18 protein-coding genes are annotated in these 18,750 nt (G+C 65.0%); 6 read left to right on the top strand and 12 right to left on the bottom strand.

Annotated elements, in window-relative coordinates; all coding sequences use genetic code 11:
• Nucleotides 1-39 precede the first annotated feature (39 nt).
• The 6 genes from FLM21_RS04445 to FLM21_RS04420 form a co-directional block, all read right to left on the bottom strand.
• Complete coding sequence (locus FLM21_RS04445) at nucleotides 40-1,341, bottom strand: dihydroorotase (protein WP_246120823.1); 1,302 nt, start codon at nucleotides 1,339-1,341, stop codon at nucleotides 40-42.
• Nucleotides 1,341-2,303: an aspartate carbamoyltransferase catalytic subunit gene (locus tag FLM21_RS04440; RefSeq protein WP_148714411.1), complete on the bottom strand. Its 963-nt coding sequence runs from the start codon at nucleotides 2,301-2,303 to the stop codon at nucleotides 1,341-1,343. The genes FLM21_RS04445 and FLM21_RS04440 overlap by 1 nt, the downstream gene beginning before the upstream one ends.
• A gap of 111 nt (nucleotides 2,304-2,414) precedes the next feature.
• Nucleotides 2,415-3,155: a substrate-binding periplasmic protein gene (locus FLM21_RS04435; RefSeq protein WP_148714410.1), complete on the bottom strand. Its 741-nt coding sequence runs from the start codon at nucleotides 3,153-3,155 to the stop codon at nucleotides 2,415-2,417.
• A 57-nt stretch (nucleotides 3,156-3,212) separates the two neighbouring features.
• Nucleotides 3,213-3,632, bottom strand: a complete 420-nt coding sequence (ruvX, locus tag FLM21_RS04430; RefSeq protein ID WP_148714409.1) for a Holliday junction resolvase RuvX — start codon at nucleotides 3,630-3,632, stop codon at nucleotides 3,213-3,215.
• 57 nt (nucleotides 3,633-3,689) lie between these two features.
• On the bottom strand, nucleotides 3,690-4,112 hold the full coding sequence (locus tag FLM21_RS04425) for a hypothetical protein (protein ID WP_187360092.1): 423 nt from the start codon (nucleotides 4,110-4,112) through the stop codon (nucleotides 3,690-3,692).
• A 150-nt stretch (nucleotides 4,113-4,262) separates the two neighbouring features.
• Entirely contained in the window at nucleotides 4,263-4,820 is a 558-nt protein-coding gene (locus FLM21_RS04420; RefSeq protein ID WP_148714407.1) for a YqgE/AlgH family protein, read from the bottom strand.
• Between the two features lie 125 nt (nucleotides 4,821-4,945).
• Here FLM21_RS04420 and FLM21_RS04415 point away from each other — a divergent pair, with 125 nt between their 5' ends.
• Nucleotides 4,946-6,355: a cryptochrome/photolyase family protein gene (locus FLM21_RS04415; protein ID WP_148714406.1), complete on the top strand. Its 1,410-nt coding sequence runs from the start codon at nucleotides 4,946-4,948 to the stop codon at nucleotides 6,353-6,355.
• Nucleotides 6,356-6,409: 54 nt separating this feature from the next.
• Here FLM21_RS04415 and FLM21_RS04410 read toward each other — a convergent pair whose 3' ends face one another.
• On the bottom strand, nucleotides 6,410-8,209 hold the full coding sequence (locus FLM21_RS04410; RefSeq protein WP_148714405.1) for a hypothetical protein: 1,800 nt from the start codon (nucleotides 8,207-8,209) through the stop codon (nucleotides 6,410-6,412).
• 162 nt (nucleotides 8,210-8,371) lie between these two features.
• On the opposite strand from FLM21_RS04410, the gene FLM21_RS04405 reads away from it, so the two are divergent.
• A complete protein-coding gene (locus FLM21_RS04405) occupies nucleotides 8,372-9,355 on the top strand; it encodes a helix-turn-helix transcriptional regulator (protein WP_222846770.1) in 984 nt (327 codons plus the stop codon).
• 15 nt (nucleotides 9,356-9,370) lie between these two features.
• On the opposite strand, the gene FLM21_RS04400 is transcribed toward FLM21_RS04405, so the two are convergent.
• Together FLM21_RS04400 and FLM21_RS04395 are read right to left on the bottom strand one after the other, a co-directional pair.
• Nucleotides 9,371-10,756: an ATP-binding protein gene (locus FLM21_RS04400; RefSeq protein WP_148714404.1), complete on the bottom strand. Its 1,386-nt coding sequence runs from the start codon at nucleotides 10,754-10,756 to the stop codon at nucleotides 9,371-9,373.
• Nucleotides 10,729-11,439, bottom strand: coding sequence for a response regulator (locus FLM21_RS04395; RefSeq protein ID WP_148714403.1), 711 nt, complete (start codon nucleotides 11,437-11,439; stop codon nucleotides 10,729-10,731). The genes FLM21_RS04400 and FLM21_RS04395 overlap by 28 nt, the downstream gene beginning before the upstream one ends.
• Before the next feature lie 216 nt (nucleotides 11,440-11,655).
• Between FLM21_RS04395 and xopAW the strand changes: the two genes are divergently transcribed.
• Entirely contained in the window at nucleotides 11,656-12,267 is a 612-nt protein-coding gene (gene xopAW / locus FLM21_RS04390; protein WP_187360091.1) for a XopAW family type III secretion system calcium-binding effector, read from the top strand.
• Between the two features lie 112 nt (nucleotides 12,268-12,379).
• Here xopAW and FLM21_RS20760 read toward each other — a convergent pair whose 3' ends face one another.
• Nucleotides 12,380-12,577 (bottom strand): hypothetical protein, encoded by a 198-nt coding sequence (locus FLM21_RS20760; RefSeq protein WP_187360090.1) that lies wholly within the window; start codon nucleotides 12,575-12,577, stop codon nucleotides 12,380-12,382.
• A gap of 13 nt (nucleotides 12,578-12,590) precedes the next feature.
• Here FLM21_RS20760 and FLM21_RS20755 point away from each other — a divergent pair, with 13 nt between their 5' ends.
• The gene (locus FLM21_RS20755; RefSeq protein ID WP_187360089.1) at nucleotides 12,591-12,731 is read left to right on the top strand and encodes a hypothetical protein; all 141 of its coding nucleotides are present in this window, start codon (nucleotides 12,591-12,593) and stop codon (nucleotides 12,729-12,731) included.
• A 177-nt stretch (nucleotides 12,732-12,908) separates the two neighbouring features.
• On the opposite strand, the gene fba is transcribed toward FLM21_RS20755, so the two are convergent.
• Both fba and FLM21_RS04380 read right to left on the bottom strand, forming a co-directional pair.
• A complete protein-coding gene (gene fba / locus FLM21_RS04385) occupies nucleotides 12,909-13,967 on the bottom strand; it encodes a class II fructose-bisphosphate aldolase (RefSeq protein ID WP_148714401.1) in 1,059 nt (352 codons plus the stop codon).
• 129 nt (nucleotides 13,968-14,096) lie between these two features.
• Nucleotides 14,097-14,987, bottom strand: coding sequence for an SEL1-like repeat protein (locus tag FLM21_RS04380; protein ID WP_148714400.1), 891 nt, complete (start codon nucleotides 14,985-14,987; stop codon nucleotides 14,097-14,099).
• A 186-nt stretch (nucleotides 14,988-15,173) separates the two neighbouring features.
• Between FLM21_RS04380 and FLM21_RS04375 the strand changes: the two genes are divergently transcribed.
• Together FLM21_RS04375 and FLM21_RS04370 are read left to right on the top strand one after the other, a co-directional pair.
• Entirely contained in the window at nucleotides 15,174-16,409 is a 1,236-nt protein-coding gene (locus tag FLM21_RS04375; protein WP_187360088.1) for an MFS transporter, read from the top strand.
• Nucleotides 16,410-16,485: 76 nt separating this feature from the next.
• Nucleotides 16,486-18,711 (top strand): glycosyl hydrolase family 18 protein, encoded by a 2,226-nt coding sequence (locus tag FLM21_RS04370; protein WP_148714398.1) that lies wholly within the window; start codon nucleotides 16,486-16,488, stop codon nucleotides 18,709-18,711.
• The last annotated feature ends 39 nt before the right edge of the window (nucleotides 18,712-18,750 follow it).

Genomic DNA, 18,750 nt, shown 5'->3' with positions numbered 1-18,750 from the left:
CTGCCCGCCCTTGCTACGACCGCATTCCGTCTTGCCGGTTCAGGCGTCGAACACCCGCTTGCCCTTGACCAACGTGTGCCGCACCTTGCCCTTGAGCTCGTAGCCAAGGAAGGGCGTGTTCTTGCCCTGGCTTTTCAGCGCGTCGGTCGTCACCTGCCAGCTGGCGCCCGGATCGAACACCGTGAGGTCGGCACGTGCACCGACCGACAGGCTGGCCTCGAAGCCAACCATGGCCGCAGGCGTGCTGCTCACCTTGGCCAGCGCCTGTGGCAGGCTCACGCCGGCCCGCTCGGCCCAGGCCAGTGTCAGCGGCAACAGCAATTCAAGGCCAGTGGCGCCGCGCTCGGCTTCGGCAAACGGCAACAACTTGCCGTCGTCGTCGACCGGGCTGTGATCGGAGCAGATTACATCGATGGTGCCGTCGAGCAGGCCGGCGACGATGGCATCACGGTCGCGCACGCCACGCAGCGGCGGATCGAACCGGTACTGACTATTGAAGTACCCGATGTCGACGTCCGCCAGATGCACATGGTTGATGTCGACATCGCAAGTCAGCGGCAGGCCATGTTGCTTGGCCTCACGCACCATGGCCACGCCGGCGCCGCTGGACACCCGCGCCAGGTGCACACGGCAGCCGGTGGCGCGCATCAGCTGGGTGATCTGGGCAATGGCAATGGTCTCGGCCACCACCGGGATGCCAGTGAGGCCCAGCCGCGATGCGTATTCGCCATCGTGTGCGACGCCATCATTCACCAGGCTGGCCTCTTCCGGGCGCAGCCGCAGCGCGAAGCCGAAATTGGCGGCGTACTGCATTGCGCGGTACAGCACTTGCAGGTCGGCAATCGGCACATCACCTTGCGAGAACGCCACGCAGCCGGCCTCGCGCAATTGCGCCATCTCGGTGATCTGGCGGCCCTTCAGGCCTACGGTGAGCGCACCCACCGGGTAGAGCCGCGCCAGGTCATGGTTCTTGGCACGCTGGCGCAGCATGGTGACGAGGCCCGGCTCGTCGAGCGGCGGATCGGTATCGGGCGGGCAGCAGATGCTGGTGACACCGCCAGCCACCGCAGCAGCCATCTCCGATTCCAGCGTGGCCTTGTATTCGAAGCCCGGCTCGCGCAGCCGCGCCGCGAGATCGACCAGGCCGGTGGTCACCACGAGGCCGGTTGCATCGATCGCATCCTCGGCCACGAAACCGGCCGGTGCCGCGCCGATGCCGGCGATCTTGCCCTCGGCGATGAAAAGGTCGGCGACGGTGTCGGTACCGTGCAGCGGATCGATCAGACGGCCGTTGCGGATGACGATCTGTTTCATGGTGCGGGTGATCTTGGTCTTGTTCATTAGCGGGCCTGCTGCTGGTTGTTCGCCACGATTTCCATCACCGCCATGCGCACGACGATGCCGAAGGTCACCTGCGGCAGGATCACGGCGCGCTCGCCGTCGGCCACCGCCGAATCGATCTCGACGCCGCGGTTCATCGGCCCAGGGTGCATCACGATGGCATCGGGCTTGGCGTAGGCGAGCTTTTCCTCGGTCAGGCCGTAGTGCTTGAAGAATTCCTGCGTGGACGGCAGGTAGGCGCCGCTCATCCGCTCGTTCTGCAGCCGCAGCATCGCCACCACGTCCACGTCACGCAGGCCTTCGGCCATATCGTGGTAAACGTGCACGCCCAGGCTCTCGATGCCGGTGGGCAGCAGCGTCTTCGGTGCAATCACGCGGATTTCGGGGCAGCCCAGCGTGGAGAGCGCGTGGATCTGCGAGCGCGCAACGCGCGAGTGCAGGATGTCGCCGACGATGGCAACGCGCAGATTGGTGAAGTCGCCCTTGTAGTGGCGGATGGTGTACATGTCCAGCAACGCCTGGGTCGGATGCGCGTGACGGCCATCACCTGCGTTCACCACGGCGATGCCGGGCTTCACATGCTCGGCGATCAGGTGCGCTGCGCCCGATTGCGCGTGGCGTACCACGAACAGATCGGCGCCCATCGCTTCCAGGTTGTGGATGGTATCGAGCAACGTCTCGCCCTTGGCCGTGCTGGAAGCCTGGATGTTGAGGCTGGTGACGTCGGCGGACAACCGCTTAGCGGCGATCTCGAAGGTGGTACGGGTGCGGGTGCTGTTCTCGAAGAACAGGTTGAACACCGAGCGGCCGGCGAGCGTAGGGAATTTCTTATTGCCGGCGTCCACCTCGGCCATGAATTCGCCGGCACGATCGAGGATCTGGGTCAGGATGCGGCGCGGCAGCCCTTCGGTGGTGAGCAGGTGCACCAGCTCGCCCTGGGCGTTCAGTTGGGGGTTGTACATGGGAATCTCGGCAGGAACGCCGCCCTATCTTGCCGGCGGCTGGTTGCGATGGCGTGATTTTCGGTGATCCGGCCGGCGCTGACCAGCCCCGGGTAGCGACACGGCGGCGCTTTACGGTGGCGGCAGCGGCGCGGGAAGCGGTTGCCAGCCCGGATCGTTGCGCAATGCAACCACACTGTCGGCCAGGAAGCGCACCAGCGCCGGATCGCCGCGATCACTGACCAGGTAGCGCTGATAGGCGGCACCACGCGGCAACAGCAGCACGCGCTCGCGCCAGCGCGGCCAGGCACCGTGGAACCATAGCTCGGTGGCACTCGGCATGGTGATCACATCGACCCGGCCCGCCAGCAACATGCTGACCAGCGATTGCATGCTGGCAGTGTCGAAGCGGAAGATGCGCCCGGCGCGCACTGCGGCATCGAGCTCGGCGTAATGGTGGCCGATCAGGCCACCGAAGCGGTAGCCATCGGCCTGCGCAATCTGTTGCAGGCTTTGTGGCGCGGCGCGGCGCACCACCCACCATTCGGTCTCGTCAAGCAGCGGTGCGGTCCAGGCCAAGTGTGCCGCGTTGTCGCCGATCCAGCGCGGATTCACCCAGGCGACGACGCCGCGCCAGCCGGGCGTGGCGATCAGCACATCAACGCGCTTGCGTGGCAGCACCACCACCTTGAAGCGATAACGGCCGGCGGAGCGACGGCTGAGCTGATCGGCTAGCGCATGCGACAGATCCGGCTGGCCACCCACGATATAGGGCGGAAAATCGTGATAGACATAGAGCGGCACTGGCTGCGGCGCGGCATTGGCCCAGCCTACCCAGCACAACAGCAGCCATGCCCAACAGCGCCACATCATGCATCCCCGGTAACCGAGTTTGAGCTTAGCGCACCAGCGTCGTTGCGGCGGTGCGAATCATGGGGCGCGCGTGCCGTCGAACCAGGCCTGCAGGATCTGCATCGCCGCCACCTGATCAAGCGCCGGCTTCTGCTTGCGGCCACGCACGCCCGTCTCGTTCAGCGCCTGACTTGCGGCAGCCGAGGAATAGCGCTCATCAACCAGATCGACCGGCAAACCGAAGCGGCCATTCAGCCGATTGGCAAACTTGCGCGCCAGCCGCGTCAACTCGTGCTCCTCGCCGACCGGCGACAACGGCAACCCTACTACCAGCCGTTCCGGCTGCCACTCGGCGATCAGCGCGGCGATGCGGGCAAAGCGCGCATCATTGCCTTCGGCAGCAATGGTCTCGACCGGATGCGGTATGCCCAGCTCGGAGCTGCCAACGGCCACACCGATGCGGGCTTCACCGAAATCGAATGCAAGAATGGAGGGCATGGGCAAAGTAAGCGTTTAGTTCATCCGCTACAGACGGCGTTTGACCGAGTGAAACAGTTATTTAGACCACCTGCCAGCGATATCCACGTGGATCGCACTGAGCATCCGTACCAGCTTCTCACGCTTGCGCGGGGATTTAAGTTCCCGGGGAAAACGACTCAACCAGTGACCGTTCGGCCCCACCGACACGCCTCGGCCACATGAAAGCTGCCGTGAAGTTGGAAGCGGCTTGCGCGACAAAACGTCAATGACGTGCTCCAGTTGCGCCAACGCGCTGAATTGAAGCTCATGAGCTCCAAAGACCACATGCAGGATTGCATAGCCGAAACGCGGTATCGCCATCGGAGCAGGTGGCTCGTAAGCGTCTTGGACCCCAAAAACAGGTTTGTGTACCCAGAATGCTGCAGGTGCAGCTCGCCAGTCGCGTTCGTAAGTGAAATAGAAAGCTGATTTCACTGCGGCAAGCCGGGTTTGCAGCAAAAACCCCGAAAGCACTCAAACCACGAAATAGTACGGCGGATGCAGGCTTTCGCGCTTGTCATCGCTGGTTTCGCAGCAGTGTCGCTGCATGCCGTGTGGGCAGCACAAAACACCAGCATGGCGCGGTGCAGCCCGGCGATACGGCACAGTTCAGGCGTGGCCGGCATCTTCTGACAGCATCGCCATATCGATGCCGAGCAGCTTCAGCGCCGCCTCGTAGCGCTCGGTCGCCGGCAGCGAGAAGATCACCTCGGGATCAGCCTCGACCGAGATCCAGGCGTTCTGCGCCAGCTCGTTCTCCAGTTGCCCGGCTTCCCAGCCCGAATAGCCGAGGGTGACGAAGATCTGCTCCGGTCCCGTGCCCTCGCCCACCGCCAGCAGGATGTCCTTGGACGTGGTGAGGCCGATATCGTCCGACACCGGCAGCGTCGATTGCCAGTCGCCCAGCGGCTTGTGCAGCACGAAGCCACGGTCGGTCTGCACCGGGCCGCCAAAGCACACCTGCAGCTCGGCCACGTCGGGCCGATGCAATTCGACATCGATCTGCTCGAACAGCGTGGTCAGTGTCATGCCCAGCGGCCGGTTCACGATGATGCCCATCGCGCCACGCTCGTTGTGATCGCAGACGTAGGCCAGCGTCCGGGCGAAGATGGGATCGACCAGATTGGGCATGGCAATCAGGAAATGGCGGGAGAGATTGAGGTCCATGGCGGCATTATCGCACATGGCTTTGCCAGCGTCGGTGACAGCGCGGCAACAGCGCCGTGCAACCTCACGCTCGGCCGGTCGCAGCGAGCCGCTATCATGAGCCCCCCTTCTCCGAACGGATGATCATGAGCGATACCGCCCTCGTCTGGCTGCGGCGCGACCTGCGCCTGTTTGATCACGCCGCGCTTTATCATGCGCTGCGCCGCCACGAGCGGGTGGTGCCAGTGTTCGTGTTCGACACCGATATCCTCGATGCCTTGCCACGTAGCGATCGCCGGGTCGAGTTCATCTGGGAAAGCGTCACCGAGCTCAAGCGCACCTTGCAACAACGCGGATCGGACCTGGTGGTGCGCAACGGCAGTGCCCGCATGCTGCTGCCGCAGCTCTCGGCCGAGTTCGATGTTGTCGCCGTCTACGCCAATCACGACGACGATCCGTTCGCGCGCGAGCGCGACGACGCCGTCGCCGGCAGCCTCGCGGCACAGGGCGTCACGCTTCACACCTTCAAGGACCAAGTGATCTTCGAGCGCGACGAAGTGCTCACCCAGGCCGGCAGCATGTACAGCGTGTTCACGCCGTACAAACGCGCTTGGCTCGCCAAGCTCGATGCGTTCTATCTGAAGAGTTACCCGGTCGCGAGGTATGAAGCGCATTACGCACAGCTACCGGCGCAAACGATGCCAACGCTGGAAACGCTGGGCTTCACCCGCAACAATCTCGCCACGCTCAAGCTGCCAACCGGCATGGCCGGTGGCGAGACGCTGTTCGCCGACTTCCAGCAACGCATGGACCGCTACCACGAGGCACGCGACTATCCGGCGGTGAAGGGGCCGTCCTATCTCTCCACCCACCTGCGCTTTGGCACCGTGTCGATCCGGGAGTTGGCGCGCTTTGCATGGCAACAGGGCGGCGCGGGTGCGGAAACCTGGCTATCCGAATTGTGCTGGCGCGATTTCTATCACCAGATCCTGCATCACCGGCCGGACGTGGTAGCGCACGCCTTCAAGCCCGAGTACGACACGCTACCCTTCCCCAATCGCAAAGACTGGTTTACCGCCTGGTGCGAGGGGCGCACCGGCTATCCCATCATTGATGCCGCGATGCGGCAGCTCAACCAGACCGGCTACATGCACAACCGGCTGCGCATGATCGCCGCCTCCTTCCTGGTGAAGGACCTGCTGATCGACTGGCGCTGGGGCGAGCGCTACTTCGCAACGCAACTACTCGACTTCGATCTCGCCGCCAACAATGGCGGCTGGCAATGGGCCGCCAGCACCGGTTGTGATGCCCAGCCCTATTTCCGCATCTTCAACCCGGTCACCCAGTCCGAACGGTTCGACACCGAAGCGCGCTTCATCAAGCGCTACTGCCCGGAACTGGCCGCGCTGCCGGCCAAGCTCGCGCACGCGCCGTGGCGCGCCAAGCCGATCGATCTCGCTGCGGCGGGCATCGTGCTGGGTCGCGACTACCCCGAGCCCATCGTCGATCACGCGGTGCAGCGCCAGCTGGCGCTTGCACTGTTCCAGCGCACATGAAAAAACCGGCCCCGAAGGGCCGGTCAGCAACGCGAGAACAGCAACCGCTGAGATTTACTGAATGTTCTTGGTCACCGTGAACACAGACAGGATGTTGCGCAGCTTCTCGTCGGAGTAGTCGAGCTTGATCTGCGCCCAGTTGACGGTCTGGCCAGACGGCACGGCAGCGAGGTCGAAGGTTTCAGAGAACGTGGCCGGCGAATCGTACTGCCAGATGTCGACGTATTCCGAGTATCCGCCGGTAGTTGCGTAGCTGGCGGTCACCCCGAAGGCATAGCCGGTGGGGAAGGTTGCCTGAATCGCAATCGGACCACCGTTGTAGAGGCCGGCCTCGGTCGGCGCCGGCTTCACCAGCACCGGGAAGGTGAGGTTGGCCAGTTCGCCATTGGTATGCGGCCGACGCAGGATCACACGCGTCTGCTTGGTGCTGGTGGTGGTGATGTTCAGCTTCTGATCAGCAGCGGTGTAGAACTCGAAGTCGTAACTGCTGTTGTCCGGAATGCTGTTGATCGCCACATCATTCAGCACGTATTGCGTGTTGCAATAACCCTGCGGGCCGCCAGCCAGGCAGAAGTGGCCGCCAAGCTGCGGCACGTTGTAGCGCACGCCGGTATCGGGCAGGCCCGGCCCCTTCACCAAGGCATAGCTGACTACGCCATTGTTGTTGCCAGCATTCTCGTCCTCGATCCAGAACTCCATACCGGTGCTGTAGGTGACCTCACCGTTGTGATAATTGCGCAGCGCCAGCGGATAGGCTTCTGCCACAAAACGGGCGCGGTTGCCCATCAGCAGCCAGCGGGTGCTGCCACCGTCGGTGACTTTCTTCACGCGCCAACCGGTCTCGATATTGTCGAGCTTGCCGTCCTTGTTCAGGACGGTAAAGCCAACGCGGGCAATGGTGCCGTCCTGCGTTTCCTGGGCGGGGCTTTCCAGCGTCACGCCGGTGAACTGGATGCCGACGTTGTTGGGATCGGACGTGACATCGGCAAGGAAATTGGCACGGTTCTGGTCTTCCTGGCGGAAATCCGCATCCAGCAGCGGTTCCACTTCGGCAATCGTCGGCAGGCCGTTGGCGAACTTGCCCGTAAAGGCCTTGAGCGCCGCCTCGATGCCCTGCAGATCGGTGACCACTGCCTTGATATCGCCCGGATCGGGCAGCTTGGTGGCATCAGCCTTGGACTTGAGGTCGTCGGTGATCGCGGTATTGGTCAACAGGTTGGTGATGGTCGCCTGCTGCGTGGCCGGATCGACAGTGACGCGCAGCACGTCGAGCGCGGCATCAAGGCCGGAGTGATCGGTGGCAAAGCTGGTGCGCAACAGATCGATGGTGCTCTCGATGCCCAGACCCGTCAGCACGTCCTGCAGCCGTGCCTTGAGCGCGTTCGACTGCTCGGCGAGCTCGGTCGCGGTCAGGCTGGCAAAGTTGGGGTTGTCGAAGAAATTGCTCGCCAGGTCACCCGCGATATTGGCGATGATGAGATCGGTCAGCGGAGTGACGTTGATGGTGCCGCCAACGTCGGCAGCTGTCGCCGCCGAATGGACCACGTAAAGCCGGCCGCCGACCACGCCTTCGGCGCGGAACACGAACGGTGCGGTCAGACCAGCGACGTCGACGCGATAGCCGCCATCGGCACCAATGGGCACGCTGCGGGTCACGCCATTGGCGTCCTTCACGGTTACCGTGCCGGACAGCGGCGCACCGGCCGCGGCCACGCCGCTGATGGAAGGGCTGGGAGCCGGGGTCGGCGCAGGGGTCGGCACCGGATCGTCGCCACCACCACCACCGCCGCCACAAGCGTTCAACAACAAACCTGTGCTCATCGCGAGCAACGCTGCCTTCACAACCTTATGCATCTCTTATCCCCGCTGATATGAATTGTTTATCCGTGTGACTTGCAGAGCACACAACTATGCTCTGGCAATATTAGTAAACAAACTTCTCCGCTTGGTATAGTGCATATGCATCACTGCAGATAGGGTGGCAAGCTCGCCGTTCTTGCAGATTCGGCCCGAGGGATGATGGATCAGGCAAACAGCACCGCCGCCGACTTCAGTAAGCTGTTGCTCGCACTGTATGGTTTGAGCAACGAACTCCCCATCGAATCTTTCCAGGATGCTGCGCTCACGCTGGTGAAGCAGGTGTTGCCTTTCGATGCGTCGATGTGGGGCACGGCAACGACTGCGCCTGAAGGCATCGACGTGCATACGCTGCATCTGCACCAGAAGTCGCCGCAGATGATGCTCGACTACACGCCGATGAAGCATTTCGACACTGCCGCCGCCAGCCTGTACGCCGTGCCGCAGGCCACTCGGGGCTTCAATTCGGCCAGTTGGTTCGGCGCACCACACGAGCGCGAATTCCTCGACTACCTGCAGCGCTACGAGCAGAACAACATCTTCATCACCACGCGGCACGATGCGCCAACCCGATTCATGCACTGGATCTCGCTGTTTCGCGCCGACCCGGATGCCCATTGCCGGCCGGAGGAGGAGCGGCTGCTCGACCTCTTGGCACCGCACCTGATGCAGGCGCTGGCCATGAACCGGGTGATCCACCTGCAGCGCCTGTCGGCCAGCGCGCCAAGCATGGGCGCCGCCATCGCCGATCTGCGCGGCGTGGTCTACCACCGCGACACGCTGTTCGACGCACTGCTGCAGCGCGAATGGGAAGGCTGGCGCGGCGGCCCGTTGCCAACACGGGTGATACAGGCCTTTCACAGCGGGCGCGGGCGTTTTCTTGGCAGCCACATCGTGATCACCCACCGCGCCGAGCACGGCCTGCTGTTCCTCAGCTGTCGCACACGTTGCCGGGTGGATGAACTGACCGCACGCGAGCACACCATCGCGCAGCTGGTAGCCAAAGGCAGCTCATACAAGGAGATCGCCAAGATGCTGGATCGCTCGCCGGCAACAGTGCGCAACCACATCCAGGCGATCTACGCCAAGCTCGGCGTCGGCAGCATCGCCGGGCTGATCGAGGAACTGCACCGCGCCGGCTGAGCCGGCCTCCACCCCTCAGCGCCGCGGCAGCGAGAGTGTTGCCGCTAGGCCGCCCCCCGCCCGATTGGCGAGCTGGATGTCGCCGCCGTGCGCGCGGGCAATGCTGCGGGCAATCGCCAGCCCGAGCCCGGTGCCACCGGTCTCCCGGCTGCGCGAGCCCTCGACGCGATAGAACGGTTCGAACACCTGCTCGAACAGCGCCTCGGGAATGCCTGGCCCTTGGTCGCGCAAGGTGATGACCAGCCGATCCGGCTGGTCGGATACATCGATGTCGACCCGGCCACCACCATACTTCAGGCCGTTCTGCAGCAGATTGTCGAGGCAGCGCTTCAGTGCCAAGGGCTGCGCCGGATAGGGCTGGCGCGCCAGGCTGTGCAGCGTGACGGTGCCACCACCCGCGACCGCATCGTCCGCCAGCGCGGCCAGCAGCGCATTGATGTCGACCGGCACGCTGGCCTCGCGCCACGATTCGCCGCGCAGGAAATCGAGTGCCGCGTTCAGCAGCGCATCCATCTCGTCGAGATCGCGGTGGATCTTGCCGCGCAACACCTCGCCCTCCACGCTCTCGGCGCGCAGGCGCAGCCGGGTCAGCGGGGTTTTCAGGTCATGCGAGACCGCTGCGAGGATGCGGGTCTGCTCCTCCATCACCCGCTGCAATCGCGCCTGCATGCGGTTGAAGGCATGGGCGGCGCGGCGCACCTCGATGGGACCGATTTCGGCCAGCGGCGGCGTCTGCAGGTTGTTGCCAATACGCTCCGCTGCATCCGACAGCGCCGTCAGCGGCCGGGAAAACCAGCGCACCACCAGCAGCGACAACCCCAGCAGGATGGCACCACGTATCAACAGGTCGACCACGATGGGCCAGGGCAGACCCAGCCAGTGCGGCGGACCTGGCGGCTCGTCAGCGGTACCACCAGGCGCTGGCGGCGGTGGCCCGAATCCGGGGCTGCGTGGCACGGCGAACGTTACCACTGCCCGGGTGGGCAATTGCAGCGTCACCCGCGTTTCCCGTGGCTGATGGTCGGCGGCGATGTGGCTGCGCGCCACCCACAGCGCAAAGCGCGAGCCCGCCGGCGCCGCAGCCAGCAGCGCGGCATGCAACCGCGCATCGTTCGGCACAGTGGTGGCAGACGACAAGACCGCCAGCTTGCGCGCAGCCAGCAGTTCCGGATCGAGCTTGCTCAGATCCTGCTGCTGCAACAGCGCCAGCACGTCGAGGCTGCGCTCGACCACCCTGCGGTCGACCATATGGCCTTCATCGCGCTCGCGCAGCTGGCCGAAGATGGACAGGCCGACCAGCTGCATCACGATGAAGCCGACGAACATCACCAGCGCCACCCGCGCGAACAGCGAGCGCGGCAAAAGGCGCTCGATCAGCGTTCGAGCTGCACGTTGCTGCATAGCATGTAACCCTCGTTGCGCACGGTGCGGATCAGGCCGGGGCCGCGCGCATCGTCGGCCAGGCGTTGGCGCAGCCGGCTGATCAGCATGTCCACGCTGCGATCGAACGGCGCGGCCTCTCGCCCGCGGGTCAGATCGAGCAGCTGATCGCGGCTGAGCACCTGGTTGGCGTGATCGAGCAGTACCCGCAGCAGCCGGTACTCGGCCAGGCTCAGCGCAATGGCAATGCCGGCTGGCGAGATCAGCTGCCGTCCCGCGTGCTGCAGCTGCCAGCCCGAGAAATGGCTGATGCGCGGTTCCGCCGTCGGCGCGGCTTGCCGCGCGCGGCGCAGGATGACCCGGATCCGCGCCAGCAGCTCGCGCGGGCTGAATGGCTTGGTCACATAATCGTCGGCCCCCAGCTCCAGCCCGACCACGCGGTCGGTCTCGCTGCCAAGCGCAGTGAGCAGCAGCACCGGCAACTCCCCCTCGGCGCGTAGCTGGCGACACAGCGCCAGGCCATCTTCGCCCGGCAGCATCACATCGAGCACCACCAGCCGGATCGGTGCCGCCGCCAGCACGCGGCGCATCTCGGTGCCATTGGCCGCCACGCTCACGGCGTAGCCATTGGCTGCCAGGTAGTCGCCCAGCAATGCGCGGATTTCGCTGTCGTCGTCAACGACCAGCAGATGTTCCTTGTCCATCGGGCCATGGTAACGCCGCGCCCCACGGCGGAACACGTGGCTGTGTAACTCGCTTGTAAATGGCGGCAGGGCTCGATGACCAAATCGTGACAAACCGGCCAGCCTGGCAAACGCAGCCCTGCGCACCGCGTGCTGCAATGAGCACCGTAGCGCCTCGTGCGCCCACTCGCCTGTCGGCCCGACGCCATGGACAGGCCCAGCCCGGAGCAGATCATCATGATCAGTGGCATCTCATCGAGCAGCAGCTGGAGTACCGCTGCATACAGCGGCATGACCCGACCTTCGCCGCAGGATCGCTTCAAGGCGCTGGATGCCGACGCGGATGGCGGCCTCACGCTGGACGAATTCTCGGTCGGCAAGCCGGACGACGTGTCCACCGAGCAGAGGGCGGCGCTGTTCGAGCAGCTCGACGCCAACGGCGACGGCGTGATCGACAGCGATGAAAACGACGCAGCCATCAAGCAGATGGAAAGCCAGTTCCAGCAGGCCGCGCTGCAGTTCCGCAGCCAGCCGCCCAGCCTGTCCGAAATGCTGTCGGGGCTCGACGAGGATGACGATGGTGCCATCAGCTTGAGCGAATTCCAGGCCGGTGGCCCCAAGGATGCGGACAGCACCCAGTCCGAAGCTTTTTTCAATGCCCTCGATGCCGATGGCGACGGCGTACTGAGTAGCGACGAAGTCGCCCAGGCCGACGAGCAGGCCCCCGCGCCACCAACCCAGCAAGCCGATGCCGAGGCGCTGATCCAGAAACTGATCGCCCAGCTTGGTACCCGCTACGGCAGCAGCGACGACAGCACCAGCAGCTTGCTCGACACACTGTTCGCCTGATTCAGGCCCGTGTGCATCCACCCTCGTTGGCCGCCCACTTGGGCGGCTTTTTTGCGCCGCAGTGGTGCCCAACCGCTCGTCGGCAGATCACGACAACAAAACCTGAGCAATTTCAGTCAGTTGCCAGAAAGTCGGCACAACCTGTCGCCATGCGGCGACAAATTGAAGTCCGCGGCTGGCACCGCTCGCGCGCCAAAAGCGCGGTTTTGGCATCAAGCCATTGATTAATGGTCACTTTCAATAAGCTGGCACGGAAGTTGTTAATACCCTTGCCGTGGCCCGGTTCGGTGCCACGCACATCTGCAAACACGGAGCTTTACACAATGCAAATCCGCAACCTGATCGCCAAATTCGCCGCTGTTGCCGCCCTCTCCGCCTTCACCATCGGCGCCGCCCACGCCGCTGATGCTCCGAAGGCCGATGAAGCCAGCACGCCGAAGGCTGAGCAACAGAAGGCCGAGTAATCCGGCCTAGCCTGCAGTGTCCGGCGCGCCCACCCTGTCTCGCCCAGACACTGCAAGCGCACGAGCCCGCAATAACCCGGCACCGTACCCCGCCCCCTGATTGCGGTGCCGGGTGGGCTCTTCGCTGAAAACCCGCGCCTTGCGCGGGTTTTGTTTTGCTGCGACTTGCCCGCCGTCTCAGGCCACTGCCCGTTCGCCCCGGCGGTAGCGCCGCGCCACTCGCCACAGCGGCTCAGGCCAGATGCGGCTGCCCTGCCCCGCCGCGCCAAACGCTTCAAATCGCCCCACGCAGACGGCCCGCATCGCGGCGATGCCGTCCTTCAGGTACTGCCGTGGATCGAAATCGGCCGGCTGTTCGGCGAAATGGCGGCGGATCGCCCCGGTCATGGCCAGCCGCAGATCGGTATCGATATTGATCTTGCGTACGCCATAGCGGATCGCCCGCTGGATATCCTCTACCGGTACGCCCCAGGTCGGCTTGAGATCGCCACCAAAGCGCCGCACTTCGTCGAGCAGACCTTGCGGCACGCTGGAACTGCCGTGCAGCACCAGGTGGGTATGCGGAATGGCCTCGTGGATCTCGCGGACCCGGTCGATCGCCAGCACTTCGCCACTGGGTGGGCGGGTGAACTTGTAGGCGCCGTGGCTGGTGCCGATGGCAATGGCCAGCGCGTCGACACCAGTGGCCTCGACGAAACGCCGCGCTTCGTCGGGATCGGTGAGCAATTCATCGCGGCTCAATCCCCGATCAGCGCCGACGCCGTCTTCCGCTTCGCCATGACCGGTTTCCAGGCTACCGAGGCAACCGAGTTCCCCCTCGACCGACACACCACGCTCATGCGCCAGCTGAACCACCTCGCGGGTAACGGCCACGTTGTAGTCGATATCTGCCGGCGTCTTGCCATCGCTTTTCAGCGAGCCATCCATCATCACGCTGGTGAAGCCGAGCTCGATGGCGCTGGCGCAGACCGCGGGGCTGGTGCCGTGGTCCTGATGCATCACGATGGCCAGCTGTGGATAGCTTTCCACCGCGGCCTGGATCAAATGCTTGATGAACGCTTCACCGGCGTACTTTCGCGCACCGGCGCTGGCCTGCAGGATGACCGGGCTGTCGGTGACATCGGCCGCCTGCAGGATGGCGTGGACCTGTTCGAGGTTGTTGACGTTGAATGCCGGCACGCCATAGCCGTTTTCGGCGGCGTGATCGAGCACCTGGCGCAGACTGACGAGGGGCATGGCAGGACTCCTTCATGTTGCATCGCAACACCAATGTAGTCCCACCGAAATCCACTACGAATCGGGGCTTTCAGCGTTGGGGAAAGTACTGAAACCAGTTTGCGTTGCGCTGCAAAACCAGTTGCCCCGTCACTGTTTGGCGATTGGCTTTGCCAGGCTGGCCTTCGCACCGCCGAGCCCGTCTGCCTGGAAGGCCACGGTCACCGGGAACTGCTTGCCACAGGCGCCGAAGGTCCACACCTCGCGCCAATGACCGGCCAGCAGCGTGTAGTTCACTGGCTTGTCCGCTTGCAGCACCAGGTAATCGGCGCCTTCCACCGGGCCGTCGAGCCGGGTGGCGACGATCTTGGCGTTCTCGTCCGGGCAATCGGCGGCAAGCTGCTGGCGCTGTATCTCGGCCTCGATATCCGGGTGCTGCAGCGCCTCGCGCCGCTGGCGCAGCGAGGCGACGCTTTCGCCCAGCCTCACCGCGGCCGCCCATTCGGGCTTGCTGCCTTGCTCGAACCAGGCGGCACGCTCGGCGCTGGGTACACCCGACACCAAATTGCCCAGCTCGGTGACGACGATATGCACCGCACGGTCGAGCCCCTGCTGCGCCGCCTTGTAGTTCCATTCGGCCGCTTCACGCTCCAGCGGGCGATCCTTGGCGGGCTTGGCCGCCTGGGCCGCCAGCTTGGCGCGGTCGAGCTGGCTGTCCTGGTCCTTCAATTGCTCGGCCGACAGGCCCATCAATGCGCCGGCAAGCAGGAACTGCGCCTCGGCCACGCCGCGCTCGGCCACCGGCCGCAGCACCTGCTCGGCCGCGCGCGGATTGCGATCGGTACCGAGGCCCTGCAGGTAAAGCTGCGCCATCACCATGCGGGTGTATTCGGTGGCGCTGCCGTCGGCGAGGTCGGCCTTGGCGGTGGCGAAGGCCAGCGTGTAGTCGCGCTTGGCCACGGCAGCTTCGATCAGCGATTCGCTGGCCATCGCGCCGCTGGCGCAAGCGAGCAACGCGGCGGTGATCGTGATTCGTTTCATAGGCTCCATCCTGTTGTTTGGTAGTGCCACGTTCATGCGCGGCTTGTGCCGCGATGTTACCGCAGCATGGAGCACGCCTGCGCGGTGGCAATGCTACCTTTGCCCAAATTGCGCTAGCGCCGGGTGCGTCTCGCAGCGCCGCGAGCACCCGCTTAACATGCTGGCATGCACGATTCCTCCGCCTCCATGCCCCTTGCCGGCCCCGCCTCGCCACAGGCCGCGCCGCTGCTGCGCAACCGCAATTTCTTCCTGATCTGGCTTGCCAGCATCATCGGCAACCTCGCGCTCGCCATCGCCATGCTGGCCGAGACCTGGTACGTGGTGAAGACGCTGGGCGTGAAGGAGGACCTTGGCTTCGTGATGATCGCAGGCTCGGTGCCACGCATCGCACTGATGGCGGTCGGCGGCGTGATCGCCGATCGCATGAAGCGTGGCCGCATCATCGCCGTATCGATGAGCGTGCGCGTGCTGCTGCTGTTTGCGTTGGTGGCGCTGCTGGCGCTGGGCGACCTCAATATCTGGGTGCTCACGGCCTTCGCCTTCCTCTATGGGGCGCTCGACGCCTTCTTCTGGCCGGCGCGCGACGCGGTGATGCCCGGCATCGTGCGCGACAGCGACCTGACCCGCGCCAATTCCATCATGCTGACCACCAACCAGATCGGCCTGGTGTTCGGCCCGGTGCTGGGCGGCATCCTGCTGGCGCTGCTGTCGTACGAAGCGGTGTTCTCGCTCACCGGCGTAATGTTGGCGATCGGCGCCGGCTGCGTCGCCTTCCTCAAGGAGCCGGAGGTGGTACGTCGGCGCGGCGAGAGCCGCATGATGGCGGAGCTGAAGGAAGGCGTGAAATACGCGCTGGCGAGCCCGGTGCTGCGCTCGCTGATGATCATCTACGCCATCGCCAACCTGCTGTTCATGGGGCCGCTGGGTTTGGGCATTCCCATTGTGGTCACCGACAACCTCGCCGGCGAGGCCAGCACGCTGTCCTTCCTGCAAAGCGCGTTCGCTGCTGGCATGGTCACCGGTGGCACGCTGCTCACCGTATACCCGCCGATGAAGAAGCGGCTGTTGATGATCGTGCTGGTGATCGCAGCGGAAGGTGTGGTACTGGGCCTGCTCGGCCACACCCACTGGACGCCGGTGGCGGTATGCCTGCAGTTCCTGCTGGGGCTCGGCGTGGCGGCCAACAACGTGCCGATGATGTCGCTGATCCAGCACTACACCGATCGGGACAAGATCGGCCGGGTGATGAGCCTCAACACCATGGCCTCGATGGGCCTGTCGCCAATCTCCTATGCGCTGGTGACCCTGCTGCTGTCGCTGCACGTCGGCATCGCCTGGATCATGCCGGTGTTCGGTCTGACCATGGCAGTGCTGGTGCTGGCCATGGCGGTGCGTCTGCCGACCATCCGTCACACCGACTAGGCCGCGCACGCCGCCCGCAACGCCGTAGTGGCGGGACGGCCACTACAATCGGACGCCACCCAATTGCGACTCAGGGATGGTGACGGTGTACCGGCTGCTGCTCCTCGTTTGCCTGCTTTGCCCTGCCGCCTTCGCCGCGCCGCAGCGGCTGATCGCCTATTTCCCATTCTGGGCCAGCTACAGCCACGGTGCCGCACTCAGCGATGCGCCGGTCGAAGCGCTTACCCACCTGGTCTACGCCTTCGGCAAGCTGCAGCCCGACGGCACGCTGCTGCCCGGCGACTTCTTCGCCGACCAGGTACGCATCCGCATCGGCGCTGACAAGCAGCTCTACCGTGGCAACTACGGCCTGATCCCGCTGGTGAAGCAGCGCAACCCGCAACTGAAGGTGCTGCTGTCGATCGGCGGCTGGAACTGGTCGCTGCATTTCTCGGATGTGGCAGCCGATGCAGCCAAACGCCAGCGCTTCATCGATAGCGCGCTGACGCTGGCGCGCCGCCACGGCTTCGACGGTTTCGAGCTCGACTGGCGCTTTCCCGTGGTCGGCGGCCATCCGGATGCCGGCAAGCGGCCGGACGATTTCGTCAACTTCCAGCGGCTGCTGCGCGAGCTGCGCGCTGCCTGCCAGGCACGGCACCAGGCCTGCGAGCTGGCGCTGACCGCCAGCCCGCAACCGGAGGCCCGCCCCCCCGGCGATTGGGCCGCGCTCAGCCGCGAAGCCGATTTCATCTCGCTGATCGCCACCGATTTCCGCGGCAGCTGGAGCGGCGAGACCGGCCACAAGTCCCCCCTCCATGCCCCCACCGGCCAGCCCTCGATCTCGGCCGGCATTGCCGGCCTGCGCAAGCTCGGGGTGCCTGCCGACAAGCTGGTGCTGATGCTGCCGGCGCAGGCCAGCAGCTGGCAGGGCGCGCCGGCAGGCAACCATGGCCTCGGCCAGCTGCACAAGGGCTCCCCTTGGGGCACCTGGGACAACGAGAAGACGGGTCCCTCGGGTATCTTCACCTATCGCGAAGTGCTCGACATGCGCGCCGACCCCGCCTTCGTCGAGCACTGGGACGAACTGGCACAGGCCAACACGCTGTATCGGGCACAGGATGGATTGCTGCTGTCGTATGAAAGCGAGCGCTCACTCGCCGGGAAACTGGCGTGGGCCGACGAGCAGGGCCTTGGCGGCATCGCGCTATGGGAGGTAAGCAGCGACCTGCCCGGCCTCGACGGGCTGACTGGCCAAGTGTTCCGCCACCAGCATCCCTGGCGCTCGGCCTGGTTCGCGCTACGCGGCTGGGCCGGCAACGGGTTGATCTGGCTGGTGCTTGCCTTCGTTGGCCTCGCCGCGCTGGCAGCCGGCCTGTTCTGGCATGCCAGCCGGCGCCGGCGCCTGGTACTGCGCCAGGAGCAGCAGACTGCGGAGGTGCTGGTCGGCACGTTGATCACCCTGCCCGACGAGCTGCGGATGGCAGCCCATATGGCACAGCGGCTACGCGCACGCGCGGTGTTGCCGCCACCGGCACAGCGCCAGCTTGCCCGGCTGGCCGACGACAGCATGGTGCTGTGCCGCCAGCTGTTGCCACTGTCCAGCAGTGTGGCCGGGCGCCGTACCGCCAGCGACGACCTGCTGCAACTGCAGAAGCTCTCCACCGAGCTCGCTGGCGAGCGCAGCCTGGAGCGCATGCTGGAAGCGCTGCTGCGCTACCTGTCCGACGACGATCGCGTGGCCGCCGCCGAGCTGATGGAGCCCGAAGAGACGGTCGCCATCGGCAGTGACGACGATGTGCTGACGCTGTCGGCCACCCGGCAGGAGGCGCTGGTGCGCCACGCCACGCTGGCCGACTACCACGTCGCGGTGCAATTCAAGGCCCCGCTGACCGAGACCGAGGAAATCTACTTCCGCAGCCTGGCGAGCCAAGTGGTGCTGATCCGCAGCCAGCTGCAGACGCTGGCCCGCCAGCCGCAACTGCTCGCGGAGCTCTACGAGGTGGCCTGCCGCAAGGAGAAGCTGCTGTTCATCCGCGCGGATCGCGGCTACAGCGGCATCCACGCCACCGACCTGACCTGCCCGGTGCATATCACCCTGCGGTTGCGGGCACTGCGGCTCTACTTCGACGAGGGATTGCTGCTGCAGGTGCACCGCTCCTACCTGGTGCGACCCGACGCCGTTGACGGCGCGCAGCGGGCACGCGGTGGTGGTATGGAGTTGCAGGTCGGCCCGCACCGCATTCCGATCGCCCGGCCTTATCTTGCCGGGCTGAAGCAGCGATTTCCGCACTGGTTTGCATTGCAGCCGGCCTGCAATTCGTGAATTACGGTGGGTCTTCCAGAACACCTTTCTTCTTTCCTA

Source organism: Chitinolyticbacter meiyuanensis (assembly GCF_008033135.1).
Lineage (GTDB): Bacteria > Pseudomonadota > Gammaproteobacteria > Burkholderiales > Chitinibacteraceae > Chitinolyticbacter > Chitinolyticbacter meiyuanensis.
This window is presented reverse-complemented; position numbering and strand designations above follow the sequence as displayed.

Excerpts from the sequence above, each read along its gene's own strand:
- ruvX (WP_148714409.1), bottom strand. The coding sequence starts at position 3,632 with ATGCCCTCCATTCTTGCATTCGATTTCGGTGAAGCCCGCATCGGTGTG.
- fba (WP_148714401.1), bottom strand. The coding sequence starts at position 13,967 with ATGCCCCTCGTCAGTCTGCGCCAGGTGCTCGATCACGCCGCCGAAAAC.
- FLM21_RS04420 (WP_148714407.1), bottom strand. The coding sequence starts at position 4,820 with ATGGACCTCAATCTCTCCCGCCATTTCCTGATTGCCATGCCCAATCTG.
- FLM21_RS04375 (WP_187360088.1), top strand. The coding sequence starts at position 15,174 with ATGCCCCTTGCCGGCCCCGCCTCGCCACAGGCCGCGCCGCTGCTGCGC.
- FLM21_RS04440 (WP_148714411.1), bottom strand. The coding sequence starts at position 2,303 with ATGTACAACCCCCAACTGAACGCCCAGGGCGAGCTGGTGCACCTGCTC.
- FLM21_RS04445 (WP_246120823.1), bottom strand. The coding sequence starts at position 1,341 with ATGAACAAGACCAAGATCACCCGCACCATGAAACAGATCGTCATCCGC.
- FLM21_RS04370 (WP_148714398.1), top strand. The coding sequence starts at position 16,486 with ATGGTGACGGTGTACCGGCTGCTGCTCCTCGTTTGCCTGCTTTGCCCT.
- FLM21_RS04435 (WP_148714410.1), bottom strand. The coding sequence starts at position 3,155 with ATGATGTGGCGCTGTTGGGCATGGCTGCTGTTGTGCTGGGTAGGCTGG.
- FLM21_RS04410 (WP_148714405.1), bottom strand. The coding sequence starts at position 8,209 with ATGCATAAGGTTGTGAAGGCAGCGTTGCTCGCGATGAGCACAGGTTTG.
- xopAW (WP_187360091.1), top strand. The coding sequence starts at position 11,656 with ATGATCAGTGGCATCTCATCGAGCAGCAGCTGGAGTACCGCTGCATAC.
- FLM21_RS04405 (WP_222846770.1), top strand. The coding sequence starts at position 8,372 with ATGATGGATCAGGCAAACAGCACCGCCGCCGACTTCAGTAAGCTGTTG.
- FLM21_RS04380 (WP_148714400.1), bottom strand. The coding sequence starts at position 14,987 with ATGAAACGAATCACGATCACCGCCGCGTTGCTCGCTTGCGCCAGCGGC.
- FLM21_RS04415 (WP_148714406.1), top strand. The coding sequence starts at position 4,946 with ATGAGCGATACCGCCCTCGTCTGGCTGCGGCGCGACCTGCGCCTGTTT.
- FLM21_RS04400 (WP_148714404.1), bottom strand. The coding sequence starts at position 10,756 with ATGCAGCAACGTGCAGCTCGAACGCTGATCGAGCGCCTTTTGCCGCGC.
- FLM21_RS20755 (WP_187360089.1), top strand. The coding sequence starts at position 12,591 with ATGCAAATCCGCAACCTGATCGCCAAATTCGCCGCTGTTGCCGCCCTC.
- FLM21_RS04395 (WP_148714403.1), bottom strand. The coding sequence starts at position 11,439 with ATGGACAAGGAACATCTGCTGGTCGTTGACGACGACAGCGAAATCCGC.